Here is a 24,688-nt window from a genome sequence, read left to right as displayed (position 1 = left end):
TCTGTCTCGACGAGAACCCCTGCCGCACGCCCGCCCAGACGGTCACTCCAGCAGCGTGATCGATGCCGGGAGCCCGTCGAGCTCGACCTTCAAGGCGACGAGTGCGGCGGGGTGCGAGCGGGCGAGTTCGCGGGCGTCGAGGCTGATGGTCGAGCCCGACGGGGTGGCGACGGCCAGGTCGCGCAGGACGGCGAGGACGCGCTCGGCCGCCGCGAACCCGAGCTCTCCGCTGAGCCGGATGACGCGTCCCTCCGGGGTCTCGGTGATGTCGACGATCGGCTGCGAGATGCTCTCGTGGGGCTCCAGCAGATGCATCCCCATCCGGTCCGACATCGTCGCGACGATCGCTTGCCCGCGCACGCTGTTCCCGTGCCGGTCCAAGCGCGGACTGAACGCCGCGACGCCGAACTGGGACGGCGCGACCGCGAGCACGCCGCCGCTGACGCCGCTCTTCGCGGGCAGCCCGACGCGCAGGAGCCACTCGCCCGAGAAGTCGTACATGCCGCAGCTCGACATGATCGAGAGCACGTCGCGCGCGACGCGCTCCGAGGCGACACGCTCACCCGTGACGGGGTTGACACCGCCGAACGCGAGCGTCGACGCCATGACCGAGAGGTCCCTCACCGTCACGAGGATCGAGCACTGCCGGAAGTAGGTCTCGAGGGCGACGTCGACGGGGGCGTCGACGATGCCGTACGAGCGCATGAGGTGCCCGAGTGCGCGGTTGCGGTCACCCGTCGTGGATTCCGACCGGTAGACCGACTCGTCGACGCGCAGCTCGCGGCCCGCGAACGCCGAGAGGGTCTCGAGGATCCGCCGCGTGCGCTCCGCGACATCCGCTCCCTCCACCATGCCCGTCGTGGCGATCGCGCCCGCGTTCACCATGGGGTTCTCGGGGCGGCCGGTGCCCTCTTCGAGGCTGATGGCGTTGAACGGCTCGCCGCTCGGCTCGGTGCCGACGCGCTTCATGACGGCGTCGAGCCCCTGCCGCGACAGCACGTGCGCGAGGACGAAGGGCTTCGAGATCGACTGGATCGTGAACTCGACCTCGTCGTCGCCGACCGAGCGCACGATGCCGCGCGGGCCGACGACGGCGAACGCCAGACGATCGGGGTCGACGGTCGCGAGTTCGGGGATGTAGGACGCGGGGGAGCCGCTGTCGTCATCCGAGACGTCGTCCACGACCTGCTGCATGAGCGCCACGATGGGATCCACGGCTCGACCATAATGGACGGATGCCGCGCCACGACCAGGACCGCATCCGGATCAACCCCAGCATCCTGGCTGCCGACTTCGTCAACATGCAGGCCGAGCTCGCGCGCATCGCGGAGGCGGACTTCGTCCACGTCGACGTCATGGACAACCACTTCGTGCCGAACCTCACGTTCGGTCCGCAGATGGTCGAGCGGATCCAGGCGACGAGCCCCGTGCCGCTCGACGTGCACCTCATGATCGCCGACCCCGACCGCTGGGCGCCGGAGTACGCCGAGATCGGCGCCGCATCGGTGACCTTCCACCTCGAAGCGGCGACCGAGCCCGTGGCCCTCGCCCGCCGGCTGCGGTCGATCGGCGCGCGCGCGGGCGTCGCCGTCAAGCCCGCGACCCCCGTCGAGAGCCTGTTCGACCTCCTCGACGACTTCGACCAGATCCTCGTCATGACCGTCGAGCCGGGCTTCGGCGGGCAGTCGTTCATGCCCGAGACGATGCCCAAGCTGCGCCGGCTCGCCGACGAGGCCAAGCGCCGCGGCTCCGCCGTGTGGCTGCAGGTCGACGGCGGCATCGGCGAGTCGACGATCGCGCAGGCCGCCGAGGCCGGCGCCGACACCTTCGTCGCGGGGTCCGCCGTGTTCGGCGCGGCCGATCCGGGGCTCGCGATCACGGCATTGCGGGGGATCGCGGCGCACTCCCACTGAGGCTGTCGGCGTCACGCGGGCCACGGCCCGCGCGGCGCCCGCTTCCGGAGCAGCGCGCGGAGCGCGAGTGTCGAAGGGCGCTACCCTGGCATGGTGAAGACGTTCGACGAGCTGTTCGCCGAGCTCTCCGCGAAAGCGGTGGAGCGCCCCGAAGGATCGGGCACGGTCGCCGAGCTCGACGCCGGTGTCCACTACATCGGCAAGAAGATCGTCGAAGAGGCCGCCGAGGTGTGGATGGCGGCCGAGTACGAGTCGACGGATGCCACGGCCGAAGAGATCTCGCAGCTGCTGTACCACCTCCAGGTCATCATGATCTCGAAGGGGCTCGGGCTCGAGGACGTCTACCGACATCTCTGAGCGCCGCCTCCGACCCTCGACGCTCCGACCCGAAAGTCCCCACATGCTGCGCATCGCCGTGCCCAACAAGGGCTCGCTCGCCGATACCGCCTCCGAGATGCTGCACGAGGCCGGGTACACCGGTCGCCGCGATCCCAAGGATCTGCACGTCATCGACCCCCAGAACGAGGTCGAGTTCTTCTACCTGCGCCCCAAGGACATCGCGACCTACGTCGGTTCGGGCGCCCTCGACGTCGGCATCACGGGTCGTGATCTGCTCTTCGACGCCCGGATGCCGGGTGCCCGCGAGATCGAAGCGCTCGGGTTCGCGACCTCGACGTTCCGCTTCGCCGCACCCCGCGGCAAGTTCCAGGACCTCGCCGATCTCCAGGGGACCCGCATCGCGACGTCCTACCCGGGCCTCGTCGACGCCTTCCTCGATGAGCGCGGCATCGCCGTCGACCTCGTCCCGCTCGACGGCGCGGTCGAGTCCGCCGTCCGTCTCGGCGTCGCCGATGCCATCGCGGACGTCGTCGAGACCGGCACGACGCTGCGTCAGGCGGGGCTCGAGATCTTCGGCCCGCCGATCCTCGAGTCCGAGGCCGTCCTGATCACGGGGCCCGACGACATCGACGGCACCGAGACGCTGCTGCGCCGCCTGCGCGGCGTCCTCGTCGCGCGCCGCTACGTCCTGATCGACTACGACCTGCCGGCTGAGCTCGTCGACGAGGCCGTCAAGCTGGCGCCCGGCATCGAGTCGCCCACGATCTCGCCCCTGCGCGACCCGGCGTGGGTCGCCGTGCGCGTCATGAGCCCCAGCAAGGGCGTCAACCAGGTCATGGACGCCCTCTACGCGATCGGCGCGCGCGCGATCCTCGTGACGCCGATCCACAACGCGAGGCTCTGATGAGCCTCGTGTGCCGCGTCATCCCGTGTCTCGACGTCGCGGCGGGGCGCGTCGTGAAGGGCGTCAACTTCGAGAACCTGCGCGACATGGGCGATCCCGTCGAGCTCGCACGGCTCTACTTCGAGCAGGGCGCCGACGAGCTCACCTTCCTCGACGTCACGGCGACCGTCGACGAGCGCTCGACGACCTACGACGTCGTGCGCCGGACGGCAGAAGAGGTCTTCATCCCGCTCACGGTCGGCGGGGGAGTGCGCTCCGCGGACGACGTCGCGCGGCTGCTCTCGGTCGGCGCGGACAAGATCGGCGTCAACTCGGCCGCCATCGCGCGCCCCGACCTCCTCGATGAGATCGCCGACCGCTTCGGCGCTCAGGTGCTCGTGCTCTCGCTCGACGTCAAGCGCTCTTCGGCGACGGACTCCGGCTTCGTCGTGACGACCCACGGCGGCCGCACCGAGACGACCCTCGACGCGCTGGCCTGGGCCCGCGAGGCGATCGAGCGCGGGGCGGGCGAGCTGCTGGTCAACTCGATCGACGCCGACGGCACGCGCGAGGGCTTCGACCTCGAGCTCGTCGCTCTCATGCGCGAGCTCTCGAGCGTCCCCGTCATCGCTTCCGGCGGCGCCGGGTCGGTCGAGCACTTCGCGCCCGCGATCCGCGCGGGCGCGGACGCCGTGCTCGCGGCATCCGTCTTCCACTCCGGCCAGCTCACCGTCGGCGACGTCAAGGCGGCGCTCGTGTCGGACGGCATCGATGTCCGCGAGACGGGAGCGACAGCATGACGGAGACAGCGGCAGGCTCCGAGTCCGTCGAGGAGCGCATCGCGCGCGTCGCGTTCAACGACGTCGGCCTCGTCGCCGCGATCGTGCAGCAGTGGGACACGCGCGAGGTCCTCATGCTCGGATGGATGGATGCCGAGGCCCTGCGCCGCACGCTGACGGAAGGCCGCGTCACCTTCTGGTCGCGATCGCGCCAGGAGTACTGGCGCAAGGGCGACACCTCCGGCCACATCCAGCTCGTCCGCGGCGCACGCCTGGACTGCGACGGCGACGCGATCCTCCTCGAGGTGGAGCAGATCGGCCCCGCGTGCCACACCGGCACGCGCACGTGCTTCGACGCCGACGACCTCGCCCCGGTCCGCGGCCCCCAGCCGTGATCGCGCGCGCGCGCCTCCTCACCGTCGCGGCGATCGTGCTCGCGGGCGCGATCGGCATCATCTCGTCGACCCAGACGTGGCTCACTGTCGTGCTCGCGGACGGCGCCGCGCACCCGCTCGCGGTTCCCGGGGCCGCCGCCATCCCCGTCCTCGCGCCGCTGAGCCTCGCCGTGCTCGCGCTCGGCGGAGCCCTGTCGATCGTGGGTCTGGTCCTGCGCTGCATCTTCGGCGCGCTCACCGTCGTCATCGCTGTCGTGCTGGGCGTCCTCACGGCGCAGATCGTCGCGGCGCCGCCCATCGCCGCGGTCGCGGCGACCGTCACGACCGCGACGGGCCTCACGGGCACCGAAGCCGTGACGGCGCTCGTCGTCTCGATCGGCTCGACGCCGTGGCCCGCCGTGACGCTCGCCGCATGGATCGTCCTGCTCGCCGCGGGGCTGTTCGCCGTCGCGACGGCGCGACAGTGGCGGGGGAGCGGGCGCAAGTACCGGACGGATGCCGCTCCTGCGGCGGCCACCGGGCCGGCGGCATCCCGTCCCCACGATGCGATCGACTCGTGGGACGACCTGTCGCGCGGCGACGACCCGACCGCCCGCTAGACTGACCCAGCCCGCGCAATACGGAGGAAAACCATGAGCAACCACATCGGCGACCCTGGCCACGGACACTCGCCCGCCGCGTGGACGGCCGTCGTGATCATGCTCGTCGCGGTGGCGATCGGCACGCTGTTCTTCTTCATGGACATCCCGGCCGGGGTGTGGGCTTCGGCCGGTCTTCTCATCGTCGGCCTCCTCGTGGGCTGGGGAATGGCGAAGGCCGGTTACGGCGTCAACGGCCCGAAGTACTCGCCGAAAGAGCACTGAGCATGCTCGCCGACCTCACGGCCGGCGCGGTGGAGGATGCCGAGACGCGCGCGACCGAGCGCCCTCTCGCCGTCGTCGAGCGGGCGGCGCTCGCGCAGAGCCCTGCGCGCGACGCCCTCGCAGCCCTCGCGCCCGCCGACCGCGTCAAGATCATCGCCGAGGTGAAGCGCGCGAGCCCCTCGCGCGGCGATCTCGCCGACATCCCGGACCCCGCGCTCCAGGCGCGCCTCTACGAGCAGGGGGGCGCCTCGGCGATCTCGGTCCTCACGGAGGGTCGCCGCTTCAAGGGCAGCCTCGCGGACCTCGAGGCCGTCAAGGCGTCCGTGGCTCTGCCGGTCCTGCGCAAGGACTTCATCGCGACCGAGTACCAGGTGCTGGAGGCCCGCGCCTCGGGTGCCGACCTCGTGCTGCTCATCGTGGCGGCGCTCGAGCAGGACGTCCTCGCGCGTCTGCACGCGCTCACGCTCGAGCTCGGCATGACACCCCTCGTAGAGACCCACTCGGCCGACGAGGTCGACCGCGCCGCCGACATCGGCGCGCGGCTCGTGGGCGTCAACGCGCGCGATCTCTCGACGTTCGCGCTCGACCGCGACCTGTTCGGCCGGCTCGCGGAGCGCATCCCGGCCGACGCGATCAAGATCGCCGAGTCGGCGGTCCTGACACCGGCGGATGTCGCGCACTACCGCGCGGCGGGTGCCGACGTGGTGCTCATCGGCGAGGCGCTCGTGACCGGCGATCCGGTCGCGACCCTCGGTGCATTCCTGGAGGCGGGAAAGTGACGCAGCTGCGCGAGGCCGCAGGGCCCTTCTTCGGCGAGTTCGGCGGGCGCTACATGCCCGAGTCGCTCATCGCCGCGATCGACGAACTGACCGCCGTGTACGAGACGGCGATCGTCGACCCCGCATTCCAGGACGAGTTCGCCGAGCTCCTGCGCTCGTACGCGGGCCGCCCGTCGGTCCTGACCGAGGTGCCGCGGTTCGCCGCCCACGCGGGCGGCGCGCGCGTCTTCCTCAAGCGCGAGGACCTCAACCACACCGGCTCGCACAAGATCAACAACGTGCTCGGACAGGCGCTGCTGACCAAGCGCCTCGGCAAGACGCGCGTCATCGCCGAGACGGGTGCCGGCCAGCACGGCGTCGCGACGGCGACGGCGGCGGCGCTCTTCGGCTTCGAGTGCACCATCTACATGGGCGAGGTCGACACCGAGCGACAGGCCCTCAACGTCGCACGGATGCGCCTGCTCGGCGCCGAGGTGATCCCCGTCAAGACCGGGTCCCGCACCCTCAAGGACGCGATCAACGACGCGTACCGCGACTGGGTCGCGACAGTCGAGTCGACGAACTACATCTTCGGCACGGCGGCGGGGCCGCATCCGTTCCCCGCCATGGTGCGCGACTTCCAGAAGATCATCGGGGAAGAGGCGCGCGCGCAGCTCCTCGACGAGATCGGTCGGCTTCCGGATGCCGTCGTCGCGTGCGTCGGCGGCGGATCCAACGCGATCGGCATGTTCGACGCGTTCCTCGACGACGAGGGCGTCAAGCTCTACGGAGTCGAGGCCGCGGGCGACGGCGTCGACACGCCCCGTCACGCCGCCTCGATCGAGCGCGGACGCCCCGGCGTGCTCCACGGCGCGCGCACCTACGTCCTCCAGGACGAGGACGGCCAGACGATCGAGTCGCACTCGATCTCGGCGGGCCTCGACTACCCGGGCGTCGGCCCTGAGCACGCCTGGCTCGCGTCGATCGGGCGCGCGGAGTACATCCCCGCGACCGACGACGAGGCGATGCAGGCGCTCCGCCTCCTGAGCCGGACCGAGGGCATCATCCCCGCCATCGAGTCGGCGCACGCCCTCGCGGGCGCGCTGCGCCTCGGGCGCGAGCTCGGCCCCGACGCGGTTCTGGCCGTGTGCCTCTCGGGCCGCGGAGACAAGGACATGGACACGGCGGCGACCTACTTCGGCCTCTACGACGACGAACCCGTCCTCGGAGAGCCGACGGACCCCGCCGCCAAGGGTGAGGGGACGAAGCTGTGACCTCGCGCGTCGCCGCCGCGATCGACGCCGCCCGCGCGGAAGGACGGGGCGCGTTCGTCGCCTACCTTCCGCTGGGCTTTCCCGATCTGCAGACCAGCATCGACGCGGCGGTCGCCCTCGCCCAGAGCGGCGCCGACATCCTCGAACTCGGCCCGCCGTACTCCGACCCCGTCATGGACGGCACGGTCATCCAGGAGGCGACGCAGGCGGCTCTCGCCGCGGGTTTCCGCCTGCGCGACACGTTCACGGCGGTCCGCGAGATCACGCGCCGCGTCGACGTACCGGTGCTCGTGATGACGTACTGGAACCCCGTCGTGCAGTACGGCGTCGACCGCTTCGCCGACGACCTTCTCGCGGCGGGCGGTGCGGGGCTCATCACGCCCGACATCACGCCCGAGGCCGCAGGCGAGTGGATCGAGGCGAGCGAGCGCACAGGCCTCGACCGCGTGTTCCTCGCGGCGCCCACGTCGACCGACGAGCGCCTCGAGCTCATCGTCCGCAGCTCGACGGGCTTCGTCTACACGGTCTCGACCATGGGCATCACGGGCGAGAGGGCCGAATTGGATGCCGCCGCCCGCACTCTCGTCGGACGCCTCCGCGAGCACGCCTCCGCATCGCCCGACGGCGAGCTGCGCGCGTGCGTCGGCATCGGCATCTCGACCGCTGACCAGATCGAGGGCGTGCTCGACTACGCCGATGGCGCGATCGTGGGCACGGCCCTCGTGCGCGCGCTCCGCGACGGCGGCCTCGAAGGCCTCTCCGAGACGGCTCGCGCACTTGCCGCGGGCGCCGTGCGCGCCGCTTAGACTTCCAAAAGCCGGCGCGATGCCGGCGAACCCCTTCCGAAGGACCAGCATGATCCGCGCCGCACTCGACGTCGTCACCAGCATCCCGAGCCCTCCCGTGAGCTCGTTCACGATCAACGTGTTCTCGTGGAACCTGACGATCCACTACTACGCGCTGTGCATCATCGCCGGGATCATCGTGGCCGTCTTCATGACGAACCACCGGCTCACCAAGCGCGGCGCCGAGCCGTGGGTCGTCGTCGACATCGCGCTGCTCGCGGTGCCGCTCGCGATCATCGCGGCACGCATGTACCACGTCGCGACCCACCCGGGCTTCTATTTCGGCGAGGGCAGCGACTTCTGGGCGATCTTCCGCATCTGGGAGGGCGGCATCGCGATCTACGGCGCCCTCATCGGCGGCGCGATCGGCGCGTGGCTCGGCTGCCGGTGGACCGGCATCCGATTCACGGCATTCGCCGATGCGCTGGCCCCTGGCCTCCTGCTCGCGCAGGCGATCGGCCGCTTCGGCAACTGGTTCAACCAGGAGCTCTTCGGCCTTCCCACCGACGTCCCGTGGGGTCTCGAGATCGACAGCGAGAACCCCGCCTTCCCCGCGGGCCTCGAGCCGGGGACGCTGTTCCACCCGACGTTCCTGTACGAAGTCATCTGGAACACGCTGGGCGTGCTCGTCCTGCTCTGGGCAGGCCGGAAGTTCACGCTGCAGTGGGCCCGCCTCTTCGGCCTGTACCTCGTCTGGTACAGCGCCGGACGCATCGTGTGGGAGTCGATCCGCATCGACCCCAGCGAGGTCTACTTCGGACTGCGCACAAACGTCTGGGCGGCGATCTTCGGCGTCGTGCTCGGTCTCGTCATCCTGATCGTGCAGAAGCGGCGCCACCCCGGCCTGGAGCCTTCTCCCTACCAGCCGGGCCGCGAGTGGAATCCCGCCGGGGCTGTACAATCGCAGGACACCAACGACTTCGTCGATCTCAGCGAACCACCCGCCGACGCCGTCGCCGAGGGCACCGCCACAAGCACAGTCGCCGCCAAGTAACCCGCTGCACATTCGTGCAGTCCAGCTAGTACCGGGCCGACGTCGTCCCATTGTGAGCATCAAGTGAGGACGGTCGGTATGGCTTCGAGCCCCCGTCACAGCCCCGGTTCCACCGGCACCAGCGGCCTCCCGCAGAAGCAGGGAATGTACAACCCTGCCTTCGAGAAGGACGCCTGCGGTCTGGCCATGGTCGCGACTCTTCGCGGCGAGCCCGGCCACGACATCATCGCGCTCGCCCTGACGGCGCTGCGCAACCTCGAGCACCGCGGTGCGATCGGCTCGGACGCGGGAACCGGTGACGGTGCCGGCATCCTGACGCAGATGCCGGACGCGTTCCTGCGCGAGGTCGTCGACTTCGATCTTCCGCCCGTCGGCGAGTACGCCGCCGGACTGGCTTTCCTGCCGGTCGACGCCGACGAGCGCGCCGCGCAGAAGGCCGGCATCGAGCGGATCGCCGCGAGCGAGAACATCGCCGTGCTCGGCTGGCGCGAGGTGCCGACCAATGACGAGCACCTCGGCAAGCTCGCGTTCGACGCGCAGCCCGTCTTCGAGCAGCTGTTCGTCGCGAGCCCCGCCGAGGGCGACGCGCCCGCGCTGTCGGGCATCGCGCTGGACCGCCGCGTGTTCCGCCTGCGCAAGCGCGCGCGACACGAGCTCGACGCGTACTTCGTCTCGCTCTCGAGCCGCACGCTCGGCTACAAGGGCATGGTCACGACGCTGCAGCTCGAGCCGTTCTACCCGGACCTCTCGGACGATCGCTTCATGTCCGAGCTCGCGGTCGTGCACTCGCGCTACTCGACGAACACCTTCCCGTCGTGGCCGCTCGCGCAGCCGCTGCGCATGCTCGCGCACAACGGCGAGATCAACACCGTCAACGGCAACCGCAACTGGATGCGCGCGCGTCAGTCGCAGCTCGAGTCCGAGCTGCTCGGCGACCTCAAGCCGCTCCTGCCGATCTGCACGGATGGCGCGAGCGACTCGGCCTCGTTCGACGAGGTGCTCGAGCTCCTGACCCTCACGGGCCGCAGCCTGCCGCACGCCATCATGATGATGGTCCCCGAGGCGTACGAGAAGCAGGTCGACATCGACCCCGATCTGCGCGCCTTCTACGACTACCACTCGATGCAGATGGAGCCGTGGGACGGCCCCGCCGCGCTCATCTTCACCGACGGCACCCTCGTCGGCGCGACGCTCGACCGCAACGGCCTGCGCCCCGGCCGCTGGACCGAGACGACCGACGGCCTCATCGTCATCGGCAGCGAGACCGGCGTGCTCGACTTCGAGCCCGAGCGCATCAAGCGCCGCGGACGCCTGCGCCCCGGCCGCATGTTCCTCGTCGACACGGCTCAGCGCCGCATCATCGAGGACGACGAGATCAAGGGCCAGCTCGCGACGCTCGAGCCGTGGCAGGAATGGCTCGACGCGGGACGCGTGCGCCTCGCCGATCTTCCGGAGCGCGAGCACATCGTGCACCCGATCGCGTCCATCACGCGCCGTCAGCGCACCTTCGGCTACACCGAGGAGGAGGTGCGCATCCTCCTGACCCCCATGGGCCAGACCGGTGCCGAGCCCCTCGGCGCCATGGGCAGCGACACCCCCGTCGCCGTGCTGAGCGATCGTCCGCGCCTGCTGTTCGACTACTTCACGCAGCAGTTCGCGCAGGTGACGAACCCGCCGCTGGACTCGATCCGCGAGGAGGTCGTCACGTCGCTCTCGCTGGGGCTCGGCCCCGAGCGCAACCTGCTGTCGTGGGGTGCCGACCACACGCGCACCGTGACGCTCGACTTCCCGGTCATCGACAACGACGAGCTCGCCAAGATCCAGCACATCGACACGGCCCTCCCGGGTCGCACGTCGGTCACGATCCGGGGTCTTTACCGCGTCGAGGCCGGCCACAAGGGCATGCAGAAGCGCATCTCCCAGATGTGCCAGGAGGTCGACCAGGCGATCGAGGACGGCGCCGAGTTCATCGTCCTGAGCGACCGCGACTCCAACAAGGACCTCGCGCCGATCCCGTCGCTGCTCATGCTCGCTGCGGTGCACCACCACCTCATCCGCAACGAGACGCGCATGAAGGTCGGCCTCGTGGTCGAGACGGGCGATGTGCGCGAAGTGCACCACGTCGCGACGCTCATCGGCTACGGCGCGTCCGCCGTGAACCCCTATCTCGCGATGGAGACGGTCGAGTACCTCGTCCGTGCCGGCTTCATCACCGGCATCCCGCCCGAGAAGGCCGTCCGCAACCTGATCTACGCGCTCGGCAAGGGTGTGCTGAAGATCATGTCCAAGATGGGCATCTCGACGGTGTCGTCCTACGCGGGCGCCCAGGTCTTCGAGGCCATCGGGCTCTCGGACGAGTTCGTCGCGAAGTACTTCACGGGCACCGAGTCCAAGCTCGGGGGAGTGGGCCTCGACGTCATCGCGGCCGAGAACGCCGCGCGTCACGCGTACGCGTACCCCGAGGACGCCGCCGTGCGCGCGCACGAGCGGCTCTGGACGGGCGGCGAATACCAGTGGCGGCGCGACGGTTCGCCCCACCTCTTCAACCCCGAGACCGTCTTCCGGCTGCAGCACTCGACGCGGACGCGGCGCTACGACGTCTTCCGCGAGTACACCAAGCTCGTCGACGACCAGGCGAGCGAGCTCAAGACCCTGCGCGGCATGTTCGCGCTGCGCAAGGGACTGCGTCCCGCCGTCCCGATCGACGAGGTCGAGCCCGTCTCGGCGATCGTCAAGCGGTTCTCGACGGGTGCGATGAGCTACGGCTCGATCTCCCGCGAGGCGCACGAGACGCTCGCGATCGCGATGAACAGCATCGGCGGCAAGTCGAACACGGGTGAGGGCGGTGAGGACGTCGATCGGCTGCTCGACCCCGAGCGCCGCAGCTCGATCAAGCAGGTCGCGTCGGGGCGCTTCGGTGTCACGAGCCTGTACCTGACGGAGTCCGACGACATCCAGATCAAGCTCGCGCAGGGCGCCAAGCCCGGCGAGGGCGGGCAGCTACCCCCCACGAAGGTGTACCCGTGGGTCGCGCGCACGCGGCACGCGACGGCCGGCGTCGGTCTCATCTCGCCGCCGCCGCACCACGACATCTACTCGATCGAAGACCTCAAGCAGCTCATCTTCGACCTCAAGCGCGCCAACCCGGGTGCGCGCGTGCACGTCAAGCTCGTGAGCCAGTCGGGCATCGGGGCGGTCGCCGCGGGCACCGCCAAGGCGCTCGCCGACGTCATCCTGGTCTCGGGCCACGACGGGGGGACGGGCGCGAGCCCGCTCAACTCGCTCAAGCACGCGGGAACGCCGTGGGAGCTCGGTCTCGCCGAGACGCAGCAGACGCTCATGCTCAACGGCATGCGCGACCGCGTCGTCGTCCAGGTCGACGGCCAGCTCAAGACGGGACGCGACGTCATCATCGGCGCGCTGCTGGGCGCCGAGGAGTTCGGCTTCGCGACGGCCCCGCTCGTCGTGTCCGGCTGCATCATGATGCGCGTCTGCCACCTCGACACGTGCCCTGTGGGCGTGGCGACCCAGAATCCCGTGCTCCGCGCGCGGTTCAACGGCAAGCCCGAGTTCGTCGTGAACTTCATGGAGTTCATCGCAGAAGAGGTGCGCGAGTACCTCGCCGAGCTCGGCTTCCGCTCGCTCGACGAGGCGATCGGCCACACCGAGGTCCTCGACATCGACGGCGCCGTGGACCACTGGAAGGCGAGCGGTCTCGACCTCTCGCCCGTGCTCGAGGGCCCCGCGTTCGCCGCCGACGAGCCGCGTCGCAACGCGCGCGGCCAGCAGCACGAGCTCGAGGACCACTTCGACGTGCAGCTGCTCGAGCGCGCGCAGGACGTCATCGCGCACGGCGGACACATCGAGATCGACCTCGCGATCCGCAACACGGAGCGGGCTGTGGGCACGATGCTCGGCCACCACGTCACGCGTGCGCACGGCCAGAACGGGCTGCCGACCGGCTCGATCGTCGTCAACCTGACGGGCTCGGCGGGTCAGTCGTTCGGGGCATTCATGCCCGCGGGCATCACCCTGCGGCTCGAGGGCGACTCCAACGACTACGTCGGCAAGGGCCTCTCGGGTGGGCAGATCGTGATCCGCCCGCCGCGGGCCGCGCGCTTCGACGCGTCGCAGAACGTCATCGCGGGCAACGTGATCGGCTACGGCGCGACGCAGGGGACGATGTTCCTCAGCGGCGTCGTCGGCGAGCGCTTCTTCGTGCGCAACTCGGGCGCGACGGCCGTCGTCGAAGGCGTCGGAGACCACGCCCTCGAGTACATGACCGGCGGTCTCGCGGTCATCCTCGGCAAGACGGGGCGCAACCTCGGCGCCGGCATGTCCGGCGGCATGGCCTACATCCACAAGCTCGACCGCGCCCTCGTCAACCGCGAGGCGCTCGCGAGCGGCGAGCTCGTGCTCGGCGAACTGGGATCGGGGGATGCCGAGATCCTGCGCGATCTCCTCGTGCAGCATCTCTCCGAGACCGGGTCGCAGCTTGCGGCATCCCTTCTCGAGGACTTCGAAACGGTCCTCGACGACTTCGTGCGCGTGCTTCCGCGCGACTACGCAGCGGTCCTTCAGACGCGTCAGGAGGCGGTCGCCCAAGGGCTCGACCCCGACGGCGATGTCGTCTGGACCCGCATCCTGGAGGTGACGGGTGGCTGACCCGAAAGGCTTTCTGAAGGTCACCGATCGCGAGCTTCCGGCTCGTCGTCCGGTGCCTGTCCGCATCCTCGACTGGAAAGAGGTGTACGAGCCCGGCGATTCTGCCGTGCTCCGTCGCCAGGCGGGCCGCTGCATGGACTGCGGCGTGCCGTTCTGCCACAAGGGCTGCCCGCTCGGCAACCTCATTCCGGAGTGGAACGACCTCACGTGGCGCGGCGAGGGCCGCGCCGCGATCGAGCGGCTGCACGCGACGAACAACTTCCCGGAGTTCACGGGCCGTCTGTGCCCCGCTCCGTGCGAGAGCTCGTGCGTGCTCGGGATCAACCAGCCCGCCGTCACGATCAAGCAGATCGAGGTCTCGATCATCGACGAGGCGTTCGGCAACGGCTGGGTGGAGCCCGAGCCGCCCGGTCGCCTGACCGGCAAGACCGTCGCCGTCGTCGGCTCGGGGCCCGCGGGCCTCGCGGCCGCGCAGCAGCTGACGCGCGCGGGTCACACCGTCGCGGTGTTCGAGCGCGACGACCGCATCGGCGGGCTCCTGCGCTACGGCATCCCGGACTTCAAGATGGAGAAGAAGCACCTCGAGTCGCGTCTTCGCCAGATGCAGGACGAGGGCACGCGCTTCCGCGCGGGCGTCGAGGTCGGCAAGGACATCTCGTGGAGCGACCTCCGTGCGCGCTACGACGCCGTCATCGTGGCGACCGGCGCGACAGTGCCGCGCGACATCCCGATCCCCGGCCGCGACCTCGCGGGCGTGCACTTCGCGATGGAGTATCTCGTCGAGTCCAACCGCGCGACCGCGGGCGACAAGGTGCCGAACCAGATCTCGGCAGAGGGCAAGCACGTCATCGTGATCGGCGGCGGCGACACCGGCGCCGACTGCATCGGCACGGCGCACCGCCAGGGCGCGCTCAGCGTCACGAACCTCGCGATCGGCAACCGCCCTCCCGGCGAGCGTCCCGACCACCAGCCGTGGCCCATGTCGCCGACGCTCTTCGAGGTGCAGTCCGCGCATGAAGAGGGCGGAGAGCGCGCCTACCTCGCCTCGACTGTCGAGTTCCTCGGGAACGGGGCGGGGGAGGTGCGCGCGCTGCGCGTCGCCGAGACCGAGTTCGTCGACGGCCGGCGCGTGCCCAAGAGCGGCACGGAGCGCGAGATCCCCGCGGACCTCGTGCTGATCGCGATGGGATTCACCGGCCCCGAGCGCACGCAGCTCGAGCAGCAGCTCGGCGCGCAGTTCACGAGCCGCGGCAACGTCGAGCGCGAAGATGACTTCCGCTCCGCCGTGCCCGGCGTGTACGTGGCAGGCGACGCCGGCCGCGGCCAGTCGCTCATCGTGTGGGCGATCGCGGAAGGCCGCGCGGCGGCAGCGCATGCGGACGCCTACCTCATGGGTGCGACATCGCTTCCGGCTCCCGTCCGGGCGTCCGATGTCGCGATCGGTCTCCTGCCCGCGTAGGCTGAATGAGGTCGAATCCGACCGCTTTCCCGCAAAATCCCTCCCACGGAGCACATACGGATGAGACGCGCAAAGATCGTCGCAACCCTCGGCCCCGCAACCTCGACGTATGAGATGGTCCGCGCGATCATCGATGCCGGCGTCGATGTCGCGCGGTTCAACCTCAGCCACGGGGACTACTCGGTCCACGACAACAACTTCGCCAACGTCCGCAAGGCCGCCGAGGACGCGCAGCGTGCTGTCGCGATCCTCGTGGACCTGCAGGGTCCGAAGATCCGCCTCGGAAAGTTCACCGACGGCCCCCACGAGCTCGCGGTCGGCGACATCTTCAAGATCACCTCGGAAGACGTCCCCGGCACGAAGGAGATCGTCTCGACGACGTTCAAGGGCCTTCCCGACGACGTCAAGGCGGGCGACTTCCTGCTGATCGACGACGGCAAGGTGCGCGTCCAGGTCGAGAGCGTCGACGGCCCCGTCGTCACGACGAAGGTCATCGTCGCCGGCCCCGTGTCGAACAACAAGGGCATCAACCTTCCCGGCGTCGCGGTCAACGTGCCCGCGCTGTCCGAGAAGGACGAAGCGGATCTCCGCTGGGGCCTCCGGGCCGGCTGCGACCTCGTTGCGCTGTCGTTCGTCCGCGACGCGAAGGACGTCCAGCGCGTCCACGTCATCATGGCCGAGGAGGGACGCCACGTCCCGGTCATCGCGAAGATCGAGAAGCCGCAGGCTGTCGACAATCTCGAGGAGATCATCGACGCGTTCGACGGCATCATGGTCGCCCGCGGCGACCTCGGCGTCGAGCTTCCGCTCGAGGCCGTGCCGATCGTCCAGAAGCGCGCCGTCGAGCTGTGCCGGCGCATGGCCAAGCCCGTCATCGTCGCGACGCAGATGCTCGAGTCGATGATCGAGAACCCGGTTCCGACGCGCGCCGAGACTTCGGACGTCGCCAACGCCGTCCTCGACGGCGCGGACGCGGTCATGCTCTCGGGCGAGACGAGCGTCGGCAAGTACCCCGTCGTGGTCGTCGAGACGATGGCCCGCATCGTCGAGTCGACCGAGGAGCACGGCCTCGAGCGCATCCTGCCGCTCACGGCCAAGCCTCGCACGCAGGGCGGCGCCATCACGCTCGCCGCCGTCGAGGTCGCGGACTTCGTCGACGCCAAGTTCCTGTGCCTCTTCACGGAGTCCGGCGACACGGCCCGCCGCATGTCGCGCATCCGCTCCAAGATCCCGATGATCGCGTTCACGCCGGAGCCGGCCATCCGGCGCCGCATGGCGCTCACGTGGGGCGTGCAGTCGACGCTCGTCGAGCACGTCGAGCACACCGACCGCATGTTCATCCAGGTCGACGACTACCTGCTCTCGAACGAGCTCGCGAAGGTCGGCGACAAGGTCGTCGTGATCTCGGGATCCCCTCCCGGAATCATCGGCTCGACCAACGACATCCGCGTCCACAAGGTCGGCGACGCGGTGCACGGCGCAGCGCCGATCTACCGCCAGTAGCACTCACCCGCAGCGGGCGACGAATGGATCGTCCTCGGCCTGGCGATCGCTAGGCTGAGGGCGATCTAGCCGCTTTGGAAAGGTGGATTCCGTGTTCTTCTGGTGGTTGCTGTGGGCGTTCTACTTCATCGCCTACCTCTACGTCATCATCTTCGTGATCCGCGATCTGTTCCGCGATGACAGTCTCAACGGGTGGCTCAAGGCGCTGTGGATCATCGCCCTCGTCTTCGTGCCGTTCCTGACGGGAATCATCTACATCATCGCCCGCGGCAAGGGCATCGCAGAGCGCGAGTATCAGGCGCGCGCGTCGGTCGCCGAGAACGACGCGTACCGTCCGACCGCATCGGCGAGCCCCGCGGAAGACATCGCCCGCGCGAAGTCGCTGCTCGATGCGGGCACGATCTCGCAGGGCGAGTTCGACGCCCTCAAGAGCAAGGCCCTGGGCAACCAGTACTTCGGGGCCTGACCGGCCACCGAGCACCGCTCGGGAAGCGGCGTGGAGCTCAGCTCCACGCCGCTTCTGCGTTCCCGCGGCGGCCTGTGGATTCTCATGGATGGCGCACGCCGATCGGGTGTAGCGTCCAGCCGTCGCCACCGTGGCGGCAGTGAGGATGACAGATGGCACAGAACAGCTCTCAGGTCGCACCCGACGGCCAGAGGGATGCGGGCTCTCACGCCCTGCAGGCAGGCGGAGTGAGCCCTGCCGGCTCGATCGTGATGGCCGTGGCGGGCAGTGCTCCCGCCTACTCGATCGCGGCGACGACCGCGACCCTCGTCGGCGTCGCCGGGCTCGGCGCACCCGCCGCACTGCTGTGGTGCGGCATCCCGATGCTCGGCATCGCGTGGGCGTTCCTGTATCTCGGCCGCGCCGACGTCAATGCCGGTGCCGCCTACTCGTGGGTCGCACGCGCCCTGCACCCGGCCCTCGGCTTCCTCTCCGGCTGGGCGCTCGTCATCTCGGCGACGATCTTCATGGTCGCGGGAGCGCTTCCCGCGGGGGCAATGACGGTCTCGCTGTTCGACCCGAGCCAGGCCGACAACGTCCCGCTGATCACGACCGTCGGCGCCGTGTGGTTCATCGTCATGGCCGCCTGCGTGTACTTCGGCGTGCACATCACGGCGCGCGCGCAGTGGATCATGTCGGTCACCGAGGTCGCGATCCTCGTCGTCTTCGCGGGGCTCGCGCTGTACCGCGCCGCGACGACCGCGCACGACGGACCCGACTTCTCGTGGGAGTGGCTCGGCTTCACGCACCTCGCGGGTCCCGGCGTCTTCGTCTCGGCGGCGCTCATCGCGGCCTTCTACTACTGGGGCTGGGACGTCTCGTCGAATCTCAACGAAGAGACGACCGACGGCCACAAGTCGGCGGGCTCGGCGGGCCTCATCGGCGTGGGCATCGTGTTCGTCCTCTTCGAGATCTTCACGATCGCGACGCTCATCATGCTCTCGCAGGAGCAGATCGAGGAGAACAGCGCGAACATCCTCTCGGTGCTCGGCGACATCATCTGGCCGGGGCTCGGCGGCAAGATCCTCATCATCGCGGTGGCGCTGTCGACGATCGCGACACTCGAGACGACACTCATCCAGGTGACGCGGACGCTCTTCGCGATGGGCCGCGACCACACGCTTCCCCAGGCGTTCGGCCGCGTCCACCCGCGCTGGAAGACCCCGACCTTCGCGACCCTCGTGATCCTCGGCGTCTCGCTGGTGCTGTTCATCGGCTCGAACTTCCTCGGGAGCGTCGCCGACATCATGAGCAACGCGATCTCGTCGATCGGCCTGCAGATCGCGTTCTACTACACGCTCGCGGGCATCGCCGTCGTCGTCGCGTATCGCCGCGTGCTGTTCCAGTCGGTGAAGAACTTCGTGCTGATCGGCCTGTGGCCGGCTGCGGGAGCCGTCTTCATGGCCTGGGCGTTCATCGTGTCGGTCCCGCTCAACGACCCGATCGTGAACTGGCTCGGCATCGGGCTCATCGTGCTCGGCGTCGTGCCGCTCGCGCTGTTCTACCGCAAGGCGAAGGTCTACTACTCGCGCCGACCGCTCGAGCTGCCGGCGGAGCTCGACAGGAAGGCGCCCGCGGACGTCGACCTGCGCTCGCCCGAGCAGGTCGAGACGCTGCCTGACCCCAACACGACGGCGATCAAGACGGTCGACGACTGAGAAGAGGGGAGCGGATGCCTCGTATCGAGGCATCCGCTCCCCTCTCAGACCCTGTCTGTGCCGGTGATGTACCGGTGGTGGGACTCGGCCCTACGGCCACACGTGCATTCTCAGCGACACCACACGCACGAAGGAAGGGCCGCCCCGAGGGGCGGCCCTTCCTTCGTACCGGTGGTGGGACTCGAACCCACACGTCCTTTCGGACAACCGAGTTTGAGTCGGTCGCGTCTGCCATTCCGCCACACCGGCCCGCGCGGAGGAGGGCACCGCGCGTCCGCGAATGAACATACCCTAGGATTCAAAGGTGACTGAGCAAGAGCAAGCCACTTCGGCAACCACCCCCCGTCGCGTCGTCGTCGCGGAGGACGAGTCGCTGATCCGCCTCGACATCGTCGAGATCCTCCGCGACAACGGGTTCGACGTCGTCGGCGAGGCGGGCGACGGCGAGACCGCCGTCCAGCTCGCGACGGAGCTGCGTCCCGACCTCGTCATCATGGATGTCAAGATGCCCCAGCTCGACGGCATCAGCGCCGCCGAGAAGCTCAGCAAGAACCACATCGCGCCTGTCGTGCTGCTGACGGCCTTCAGCCAGAAGGAGCTCGTCGAGCGTGCGAGCGAGGCCGGTGCACTCGCGTACGTCGTCAAGCCGTTCACGCCGAACGACCTTCTGCCGGCGATCGAGATCGCGCTGGCCCGCTACGAGCAGATCATCACGCTCGAGGCCGAGGTGGCCGACATGGTCGAGCGCTTCGAGACCCGCAAGCTCGTCGACCGGGCGAAGGGCCTTCTCAACGAGAAGATGGGGCTGTCCGAGCCCGAGGCGTTCCGCTGGATCCAGAAGGCGTCGATGGACCGTCGTCTCACGATGCAGGACGTCGCGAAGGCCATCATCGAGCAGCTCGCGCCCAAGAAGGGCTGAGCCGGAGACTTCAATCGGATGCCGCGGCCCACGGGTCGCGGCATCCGTCGTCTATGCCGCGAGGGTGCGGATCATGTTCGTGATCCGCACGGTCGAGCAGCGACGGCCCTGATCGTCGCTCACGACGATCTCGTGCACCGTGAGGCTGCGGCCGATGTGGATCGGCGTGCACACGCCTGTCACGAGCCCGGACGTCGCAGAGCGCGTGTGGGTCGCGTTGATGTCGATGCCGACGGCGAGGCGTCCGGGGCCGGCGTGGAGGTTCGCGTGCATCGAGCCGAGCGACTCGCCGAGCACGACGTAGCCGCCGCCGTGGAAGAGCCCGACGGGCTGCGTGTTGCCTTCGACGGGCATCGTGGCGACGGCGCGCTCGAGGGTGAACTCGACCCACTCGAAGCCCATCTTCTCGGCCAGTGCGCCGACGCCGCGGGAGCGGGCCCAGTCGATCCGGTCGTCGGGAGCAGGGTGCGGCTCAGTCATCGTCCGTCCGGGTTCGCGGGCATCGGTTCGTGTCCCACCCCGCGTCTAGGCTTGCAGGGTGACGGACTCCGCAAAGCCTACCCTTCTGGTCGTCGACGGCCATTCCCTCGCGTACCGGGCCTTCTATGCGCTCCCCGTCGACAACTTCTCGACGAAGGACGGCCAGCACACGAACGGGATCTACGGGTTCCTGTCGATGCTCATCAACCTCATCAAGGCCGAGAAGCCGACGCATCTCGTGATCGCCTTCGACACGTCGCGCCAGTCGTTCCGCACCCGCGCGTACTCCGAGTACAAGGCCAACCGGTCCGAGACGCCGTCCGAGTTCAAGGGCCAGATCCCGCTGCTGCAGGAGTGCCTCGCCGCGATGAGCATCCCGGTGCTGCAGAAGGAAGACATCGAGGCCGATGACATCCTCGCGACGCTCGCGACACAGGGCTCTGCCGCGGGCTTCGACGTGCTCGTCTGCTCGGGCGACCGCGACACGATCCAGCTCGTGAACGACGAGGTCACGCTGCTCTACCCGAACGTGCAGGGCGTCTCGCAGCTCAAGCGCTACGACCGGCAGGCCGTCATCGACCGGTACGGCGTCCCTCCCGAGCAGTACCCCGACATCGCGGCCCTCGTCGGCGAGACGAGCGACAACCTGCCTGGCGTCCCGAAGGTGGGCGAGAAGACCGCCGTCAAGTGGCTCACGCAGTTCGGGTCGCTCGATGCGCTGCTCGAGAACGCCGACAAGGTCACGGGCGTCGTCGGCGGCAACCTGCGCGAGCATCTCGACGACGTGCGACGCAACCGCTCGCTCAACCGCCTCCTGACCGACGTCGAGCTTCCGCTCGGCCCGCTCGACCTCGAGGTGCAGCCGATGGACGCCCAGGCGGTCCGCGACATCTTCGCGCGCCTCGAGTTCAAGACGCTCATTCCACGCGTCGCCGAACTCGCCGGCATCGAGCAGCAGATGGCCGCGGTGACCTCTGCCGCGGCGGTGCCGATGCCCGCGCCCGCCGAGCTCGCTCCGGATGCGCTGCGCGCGTGGCTCGAGGCGGCGCAGGGCGAGGTCGGCGTCACGGTCGTCGTCTCGGGCGGCCAGCCCGATCGACTCGGCTTCGCGTCGAAGGATGCCGCCGCCGAGTCCGCCTGGACGCCCGAAGTGGGCGAGGCCATCGGCCCGTGGCTCGCCTCCGACGCTCCCAAGGTCTTCAGCGACGCCAAGCCGCAGGTCAAGGCTCTCCGGCGCGCCGGAGCGCGCGTCGGCGGTCTCGCGCTCGACGTGATCCTCGCCGGCTGGCTGCTGCGCCCGAGCTTCCCCGACAAGACCCTCGCCAACCTCGTCGAGCGCTACCTCGACGAGAGCCTCCCCGAGTCCGACCCGACGCAGCTCGTGCCCGAGACCGAGGGCGCGACGGCGGGTCAGCTGTCGTGGTTCGTCCTGCGCGTCGCAGAGGCGGTGCGCGGCGAGCTCGCGGCATCCGTCTCCACCGTCCTCACCGACATCGAGCTGCCGACCCTGCAGGCTCTCGCCGACATGGAGCTCGCGGGCGTCGCCGTCTCGCACGAGAAGCTCTCGACGTTCTCTCGCGAGCTGGGGGAGCGCGCCGACGCGATCGCCGCTGATGCGTACGCCGCGATCGGACGCGAGGTCAACCTCGGCTCGCCGAAGCAGCTGCAGGAGGTGCTGTTCGACGAGCTGCAGCTCCCGAAGACCCGCAAGACGAAGACGGGGTACTCGACGGATGCCGCGGTGCTCGCAGACCTCCAGGAGACGAACCCCCACCCGTTCCTCGACCTGCTCCTGCAGCACCGCGAGGCGACGAAGCTGCGCCAGATCATCGAGTCGCTCGACGTCGCGATCGGGGCGGACGGCCGGGTGCGCACGACGTATCTGCAGACGGGCAGCCAGACGGGCCGTCTCTCGAGCACCGACCCGAACCTGCAGAACATCCCCGTCCGCACCGAGGAGAGCCGCCGCATCCGGTCCGCCTTCGAGGTGGGGGCAGGCTACGAGACCCTCCTCACGGCCGACTACTCGCAGATCGAGATGCGCATCATGGCGCACCTCTCGGAAGACCCGGGGCTCATCGAGGCGTTCAACTCGGGCGAAGACCTGCATCGCTTCGTCGGTGCGCGCGTGTTCGGCGTCGCGCCCGAAGAGGTCACGTCGCAGATGCGCACGAAGGTCAAGGCGATGTCGTACGGCCTCGTGTACGGCCTCTCGGCGTTCGGCCTCTCGAAGCAGCTGCGCATCGAGCAGTCCGAGGCGAAGCAGCTCATGATGGAGTACTTCGCGCGGTTCGGCGCCGTGCGCGACTACCTGCGCTCATCGGTCGAGCAGGCCCGCATCGACGGCTACACCGAGACGATCTTCGGGCGCCGGCGGCCGTTCCCCGACCTTGCGAGCCCCAACCGCGTCCTGCGCGAGAACGCCGAGCGAGCGGCCCTCAACGCGCCCATCCAGGGAAGCGCGGCCGACATCATGAAGATCGCGCTCTTCCGCATCCACGACGACTTCACGGCCGAGGGCCTGCGCTCCCGCGTTCTGATGCAGATCCACGACGAACTCGTCGTCGAAGTCGCCGACGGCGAGTGGGACGCCGCGGAGCGCGTCGTGCGCGAGCAGATGGGCGGCGCCGCCCAGCTCTCGGTGCCCCTCGATGTGCAGATCGGCCGCGGCGGCGACTGGAACGAGGCGGCGCACTGACGCGGCGCACCGACGCTCGGGCACGACGGAACCGGGTGCCGGGTTGGCTGCGACGCGGTCGCGTACATAGGCTCGAAGCATGACTGCTTCCCCTCGGCCCGGTACTCCGATCGACGCGATCGCCGACGCATGGGTCGACACGCTCGCCGAGCTCGATCCCTCACTGGCCACCTACATCGGCAAGAGCGAGCACAACGACCGGTACGCGGACTTCTCGCCCGAGGGCCAGGAGCGCGTCGTCGAGGCGACCCGCGCGACGCTCTCGGCGCTCGAGACCGCCGCGCCCGTCGACCCCGTCGACGAGGTGACGAAGGAGGACCTGACTCGCGAGCTGCGGCTCTCGCTCGAGCTGCACGACGCGCAGTCCCACCTGCGCGACCTCAACGTCATCGCGTCGCCGGCCCAAGACATCCGCTCCGTCTTCGACCTCATGCCCACGAGCACGGTCGACGACTGGAGCGTCGTCGCCAAGCGCCTCAGGGCGCTCCCCGGGGCCGTCGACGGCTATGTCGCGACGCTCCGCGAGGGCATCGCGCGCGGAGTCGTGCCGGCACGCCGTCAGGTGTCCGAGGTCGTGACGCAGATCGGGCGCTACACGAGCGACACGGGTTTCTTCGCGGGGTTCGCTGCCGAGGCGGCTCCCGACGAGGGTCAGCTGCCGGCATCCCTCGCCCGTGAAATCTCAGAGGGCGCAGGCGCCGCCCGCGTCGCATACGACGAGCTCGCGCAGTTCCTCGCGAACGAGCTCGCCCCCGAGGCGTCGGAGCAGGACGCCGTCGGCCGCGACCTCTATGCGCTGCACTCGCGCCGCTTCCTCGGCGCGACGATCGACCTCGACGAGACGTACGAGTGGGGCGTCGAAGAGCTCGCGCGCATGGTCGCCGAGCAGGAGTCGATCGCGCACGAGATCAAGGCGGGAGCGAGCGTCGAAGAGGCCGTCGCGTTCCTCGAGCAGGACGCCTCGCGCAAGCTCCAGGGCACCGAGGCGCTGCAGCGCTGGATGCAGGAGACGAGCGACCGGGCCGTCGAGGAGCTCGGCAGGACGCACTTCGACATCCCCGAGCCGATCCGCCGGCTCGAGTGCATGATCGCCCCGACCAACGAAGGCGGGATCTACTACACGGGCCCGACCGACGACTTCTCGCGCCCGGGCCGCATGTGGTGGTCGGTCCCCGAGGGTGTCGACGAGTTCGACACGTGGCGCGAGCTCACCACGGTGTACCACGAGGGCGTCCCCGGGCATCATCTGCAGATTGCGCAGGCGGTCTACAACCGCGCCGAGCTCAACTCGTGGCGGCGCCTGCTCGCGGGCACGTCGGGCCACGCAGAGGGGTGGGCGCTGTACGCCGAGCGCCTCATGCAGCAGCTGGGCTACCTCGACGATCCGGCCGACCGCCTCGGCATGCTCGACGGCCAGCGCATGCGCGCCGCGCGTGTCGTGCTCGACATCGGCGTGCACCTGTCCAAGACGCGCCCCGACGAGTCGGGCCCGTGGGACGCCGCGTACGCGCTGGAGTTCATGCGGCACAACGTCAACATGCCCGACGAGTTCATCCGCTTCGAGGTCAACCGCTACCTCGGCTGGCCGGGTCAGGCTCCGTCGTACAAGGTGGGGCAGCGCATCTGGGAGCAGCTGCGTGACGAGGTGGCCGAGACCGAGGGCGACGCGTTCTCGATCAAGGCGTTCCACCAGTGCGCCCTCGGCATCGGCGGCGTCGGTCTCGACACCCTTCGCACGGCGCTCGTCGGCTGAGCCCG

The 24,688-nt window shown here is 69.6% G+C and carries 21 protein-coding genes and 1 tRNA gene; 19 read left to right on the top strand and 3 right to left on the bottom strand.

Annotated features, from left to right (window positions below; all coding sequences use genetic code 11):
• Positions 1 to 42 precede the first annotated feature (42 nt).
• A complete protein-coding gene (gene glsA, locus MJ607_RS06500) occupies positions 43 to 1,215 on the bottom strand; it encodes a glutaminase A (protein ID WP_243074759.1) in 1,173 nt (390 codons plus the stop codon).
• 20 nt (positions 1,216 to 1,235) lie between these two features.
• Here glsA and rpe point away from each other — a divergent pair, with 20 nt between their 5' ends.
• The 16 genes from rpe (at position 1,236) to MJ607_RS06420 (ending at position 18,833) form a co-directional block, all read left to right on the top strand.
• A complete protein-coding gene (gene rpe / locus MJ607_RS06495) occupies positions 1,236 to 1,913 on the top strand; it encodes a ribulose-phosphate 3-epimerase (RefSeq protein WP_243074758.1) in 678 nt (225 codons plus the stop codon).
• Between the two features lie 93 nt (positions 1,914 to 2,006).
• Positions 2,007 to 2,270 (top strand): phosphoribosyl-ATP diphosphatase, encoded by a 264-nt coding sequence (locus tag MJ607_RS06490; protein ID WP_243074757.1) that lies wholly within the window; start codon positions 2,007 to 2,009, stop codon positions 2,268 to 2,270.
• A 43-nt stretch (positions 2,271 to 2,313) separates the two neighbouring features.
• On the top strand, positions 2,314 to 3,156 hold the full coding sequence (gene hisG, locus MJ607_RS06485) for an ATP phosphoribosyltransferase (protein WP_243074756.1): 843 nt from the start codon (positions 2,314 to 2,316) through the stop codon (positions 3,154 to 3,156).
• Positions 3,156 to 3,935, top strand: coding sequence for an imidazole glycerol phosphate synthase subunit HisF (hisF, locus tag MJ607_RS06480; RefSeq protein ID WP_243074755.1), 780 nt, complete (start codon positions 3,156 to 3,158; stop codon positions 3,933 to 3,935). The genes hisG and hisF overlap by 1 nt, the downstream gene beginning before the upstream one ends.
• The gene (hisI, locus tag MJ607_RS06475) at positions 3,932 to 4,309 is read left to right on the top strand and encodes a phosphoribosyl-AMP cyclohydrolase (RefSeq protein WP_243074754.1); all 378 of its coding nucleotides are present in this window, start codon (positions 3,932 to 3,934) and stop codon (positions 4,307 to 4,309) included. The genes hisF and hisI overlap by 4 nt, the downstream gene beginning before the upstream one ends.
• Positions 4,306 to 4,908: a Trp biosynthesis-associated membrane protein gene (locus MJ607_RS06470; RefSeq protein WP_243074753.1), complete on the top strand. Its 603-nt coding sequence runs from the start codon at positions 4,306 to 4,308 to the stop codon at positions 4,906 to 4,908. The genes hisI and MJ607_RS06470 overlap by 4 nt, the downstream gene beginning before the upstream one ends.
• A gap of 33 nt (positions 4,909 to 4,941) precedes the next feature.
• A complete protein-coding gene (locus MJ607_RS06465) occupies positions 4,942 to 5,172 on the top strand; it encodes a DUF6704 family protein (protein WP_243074752.1) in 231 nt (76 codons plus the stop codon).
• A 2-nt stretch (positions 5,173 to 5,174) separates the two neighbouring features.
• Complete coding sequence (gene trpC / locus MJ607_RS06460) at positions 5,175 to 5,951, top strand: indole-3-glycerol phosphate synthase TrpC (protein ID WP_243074751.1); 777 nt, start codon at positions 5,175 to 5,177, stop codon at positions 5,949 to 5,951.
• 53 nt (positions 5,952 to 6,004) lie between these two features.
• Positions 6,005 to 7,204 carry a tryptophan synthase subunit beta gene (gene trpB / locus MJ607_RS06455; protein ID WP_243075271.1) on the top strand — a complete coding sequence of 400 codons (1,200 nt, stop codon included), beginning with the start codon at positions 6,005 to 6,007 and terminating at the stop codon, positions 7,202 to 7,204.
• Positions 7,201 to 8,010: a tryptophan synthase subunit alpha gene (gene trpA, locus MJ607_RS06450; protein ID WP_243074750.1), complete on the top strand. Its 810-nt coding sequence runs from the start codon at positions 7,201 to 7,203 to the stop codon at positions 8,008 to 8,010. Before trpB ends, trpA begins: the two co-directional genes overlap by 4 nt.
• Positions 8,011 to 8,059: 49 nt before the next feature.
• Positions 8,060 to 9,043: a prolipoprotein diacylglyceryl transferase gene (gene lgt / locus MJ607_RS06445; RefSeq protein WP_243074749.1), complete on the top strand. Its 984-nt coding sequence runs from the start codon at positions 8,060 to 8,062 to the stop codon at positions 9,041 to 9,043.
• 78 nt (positions 9,044 to 9,121) lie between these two features.
• Complete coding sequence (gene gltB, locus MJ607_RS06440; RefSeq protein ID WP_243074748.1) at positions 9,122 to 13,708, top strand: glutamate synthase large subunit; 4,587 nt, start codon at positions 9,122 to 9,124, stop codon at positions 13,706 to 13,708.
• Positions 13,701 to 15,167 carry a glutamate synthase subunit beta gene (locus MJ607_RS06435; protein WP_243074747.1) on the top strand — a complete coding sequence of 489 codons (1,467 nt, stop codon included), beginning with the start codon at positions 13,701 to 13,703 and terminating at the stop codon, positions 15,165 to 15,167. Before gltB ends, MJ607_RS06435 begins: the two co-directional genes overlap by 8 nt.
• A 60-nt stretch (positions 15,168 to 15,227) precedes the next feature.
• Positions 15,228 to 16,670 (top strand): pyruvate kinase, encoded by a 1,443-nt coding sequence (gene pyk, locus MJ607_RS06430; protein WP_243074746.1) that lies wholly within the window; start codon positions 15,228 to 15,230, stop codon positions 16,668 to 16,670.
• 82 nt (positions 16,671 to 16,752) lie between these two features.
• The gene (locus MJ607_RS06425; protein ID WP_243074745.1) at positions 16,753 to 17,136 is read left to right on the top strand and encodes a PLDc N-terminal domain-containing protein; all 384 of its coding nucleotides are present in this window, start codon (positions 16,753 to 16,755) and stop codon (positions 17,134 to 17,136) included.
• A 152-nt stretch (positions 17,137 to 17,288) separates the two neighbouring features.
• Positions 17,289 to 18,833, top strand: a complete 1,545-nt coding sequence (locus tag MJ607_RS06420) for an APC family permease (RefSeq protein WP_243074744.1) — start codon at positions 17,289 to 17,291, stop codon at positions 18,831 to 18,833.
• 166 nt (positions 18,834 to 18,999) lie between these two features.
• Here MJ607_RS06420 and MJ607_RS06415 read toward each other — a convergent pair.
• Positions 19,000 to 19,082: transfer RNA gene (locus tag MJ607_RS06415), tRNA-Leu, on the bottom strand.
• Between the two features lie 55 nt (positions 19,083 to 19,137).
• Between MJ607_RS06415 and MJ607_RS06410 the strand changes: the two genes are divergently transcribed.
• A complete protein-coding gene (locus MJ607_RS06410; RefSeq protein ID WP_243074743.1) occupies positions 19,138 to 19,752 on the top strand; it encodes an ANTAR domain-containing response regulator in 615 nt (204 codons plus the stop codon).
• Positions 19,753 to 19,803: 51 nt separating this feature from the next.
• Here the strand turns inward: MJ607_RS06410 and MJ607_RS06405 are convergent, their stop codons facing one another.
• Positions 19,804 to 20,232, bottom strand: a complete 429-nt coding sequence (locus tag MJ607_RS06405; protein ID WP_243074742.1) for a hotdog fold thioesterase — start codon at positions 20,230 to 20,232, stop codon at positions 19,804 to 19,806.
• A 58-nt stretch (positions 20,233 to 20,290) separates the two neighbouring features.
• Here MJ607_RS06405 and polA point away from each other — a divergent pair, with 58 nt between their 5' ends.
• Both polA and MJ607_RS06395 read left to right on the top strand, forming a co-directional pair.
• Positions 20,291 to 22,930: a DNA polymerase I gene (gene polA, locus MJ607_RS06400; protein WP_243074741.1), complete on the top strand. Its 2,640-nt coding sequence runs from the start codon at positions 20,291 to 20,293 to the stop codon at positions 22,928 to 22,930.
• A 79-nt stretch (positions 22,931 to 23,009) separates the two neighbouring features.
• Positions 23,010 to 24,683 (top strand): DUF885 domain-containing protein, encoded by a 1,674-nt coding sequence (locus tag MJ607_RS06395; RefSeq protein ID WP_243074740.1) that lies wholly within the window; start codon positions 23,010 to 23,012, stop codon positions 24,681 to 24,683.
• Positions 24,684 to 24,688 lie beyond the last annotated feature (5 nt).

The sequence above is a fragment of the Microbacterium sp. SS28 genome (assembly GCF_022761035.1).
In the GTDB taxonomy this organism is placed as follows: Bacteria; Actinomycetota; Actinomycetes; order Actinomycetales; family Microbacteriaceae; genus Microbacterium.
The sequence above is the reverse complement of the archived record's forward strand: the minus strand, read 5'-3'. Positions and strand labels throughout refer to the sequence as shown.

What these genes read in the sequence shown, in the direction of transcription:
- rpe (WP_243074758.1), top strand. Translation starts at nt 1,236, where the DNA reads ATGCCGCGCCACGACCAGGACCGCATCCGGATCAACCCCAGCATCCTG.
- hisG (WP_243074756.1), top strand. Translation starts at nt 2,314, where the DNA reads ATGCTGCGCATCGCCGTGCCCAACAAGGGCTCGCTCGCCGATACCGCC.
- hisF (WP_243074755.1), top strand. Translation starts at nt 3,156, where the DNA reads ATGAGCCTCGTGTGCCGCGTCATCCCGTGTCTCGACGTCGCGGCGGGG.
- hisI (WP_243074754.1), top strand. Translation starts at nt 3,932, where the DNA reads ATGACGGAGACAGCGGCAGGCTCCGAGTCCGTCGAGGAGCGCATCGCG.
- MJ607_RS06465 (WP_243074752.1), top strand. Translation starts at nt 4,942, where the DNA reads ATGAGCAACCACATCGGCGACCCTGGCCACGGACACTCGCCCGCCGCG.
- trpC (WP_243074751.1), top strand. Translation starts at nt 5,175, where the DNA reads ATGCTCGCCGACCTCACGGCCGGCGCGGTGGAGGATGCCGAGACGCGC.
- trpB (WP_243075271.1), top strand. Translation starts at nt 6,005, where the DNA reads ATGCCCGAGTCGCTCATCGCCGCGATCGACGAACTGACCGCCGTGTAC.
- lgt (WP_243074749.1), top strand. Translation starts at nt 8,060, where the DNA reads ATGATCCGCGCCGCACTCGACGTCGTCACCAGCATCCCGAGCCCTCCC.
- gltB (WP_243074748.1), top strand. Translation starts at nt 9,122, where the DNA reads ATGGCTTCGAGCCCCCGTCACAGCCCCGGTTCCACCGGCACCAGCGGC.
- pyk (WP_243074746.1), top strand. Translation starts at nt 15,228, where the DNA reads ATGAGACGCGCAAAGATCGTCGCAACCCTCGGCCCCGCAACCTCGACG.
- MJ607_RS06420 (WP_243074744.1), top strand. Translation starts at nt 17,289, where the DNA reads ATGGCACAGAACAGCTCTCAGGTCGCACCCGACGGCCAGAGGGATGCG.
- MJ607_RS06405 (WP_243074742.1), bottom strand. Translation starts at nt 20,232, where the DNA reads ATGACTGAGCCGCACCCTGCTCCCGACGACCGGATCGACTGGGCCCGC.
- MJ607_RS06395 (WP_243074740.1), top strand. Translation starts at nt 23,010, where the DNA reads ATGACTGCTTCCCCTCGGCCCGGTACTCCGATCGACGCGATCGCCGAC.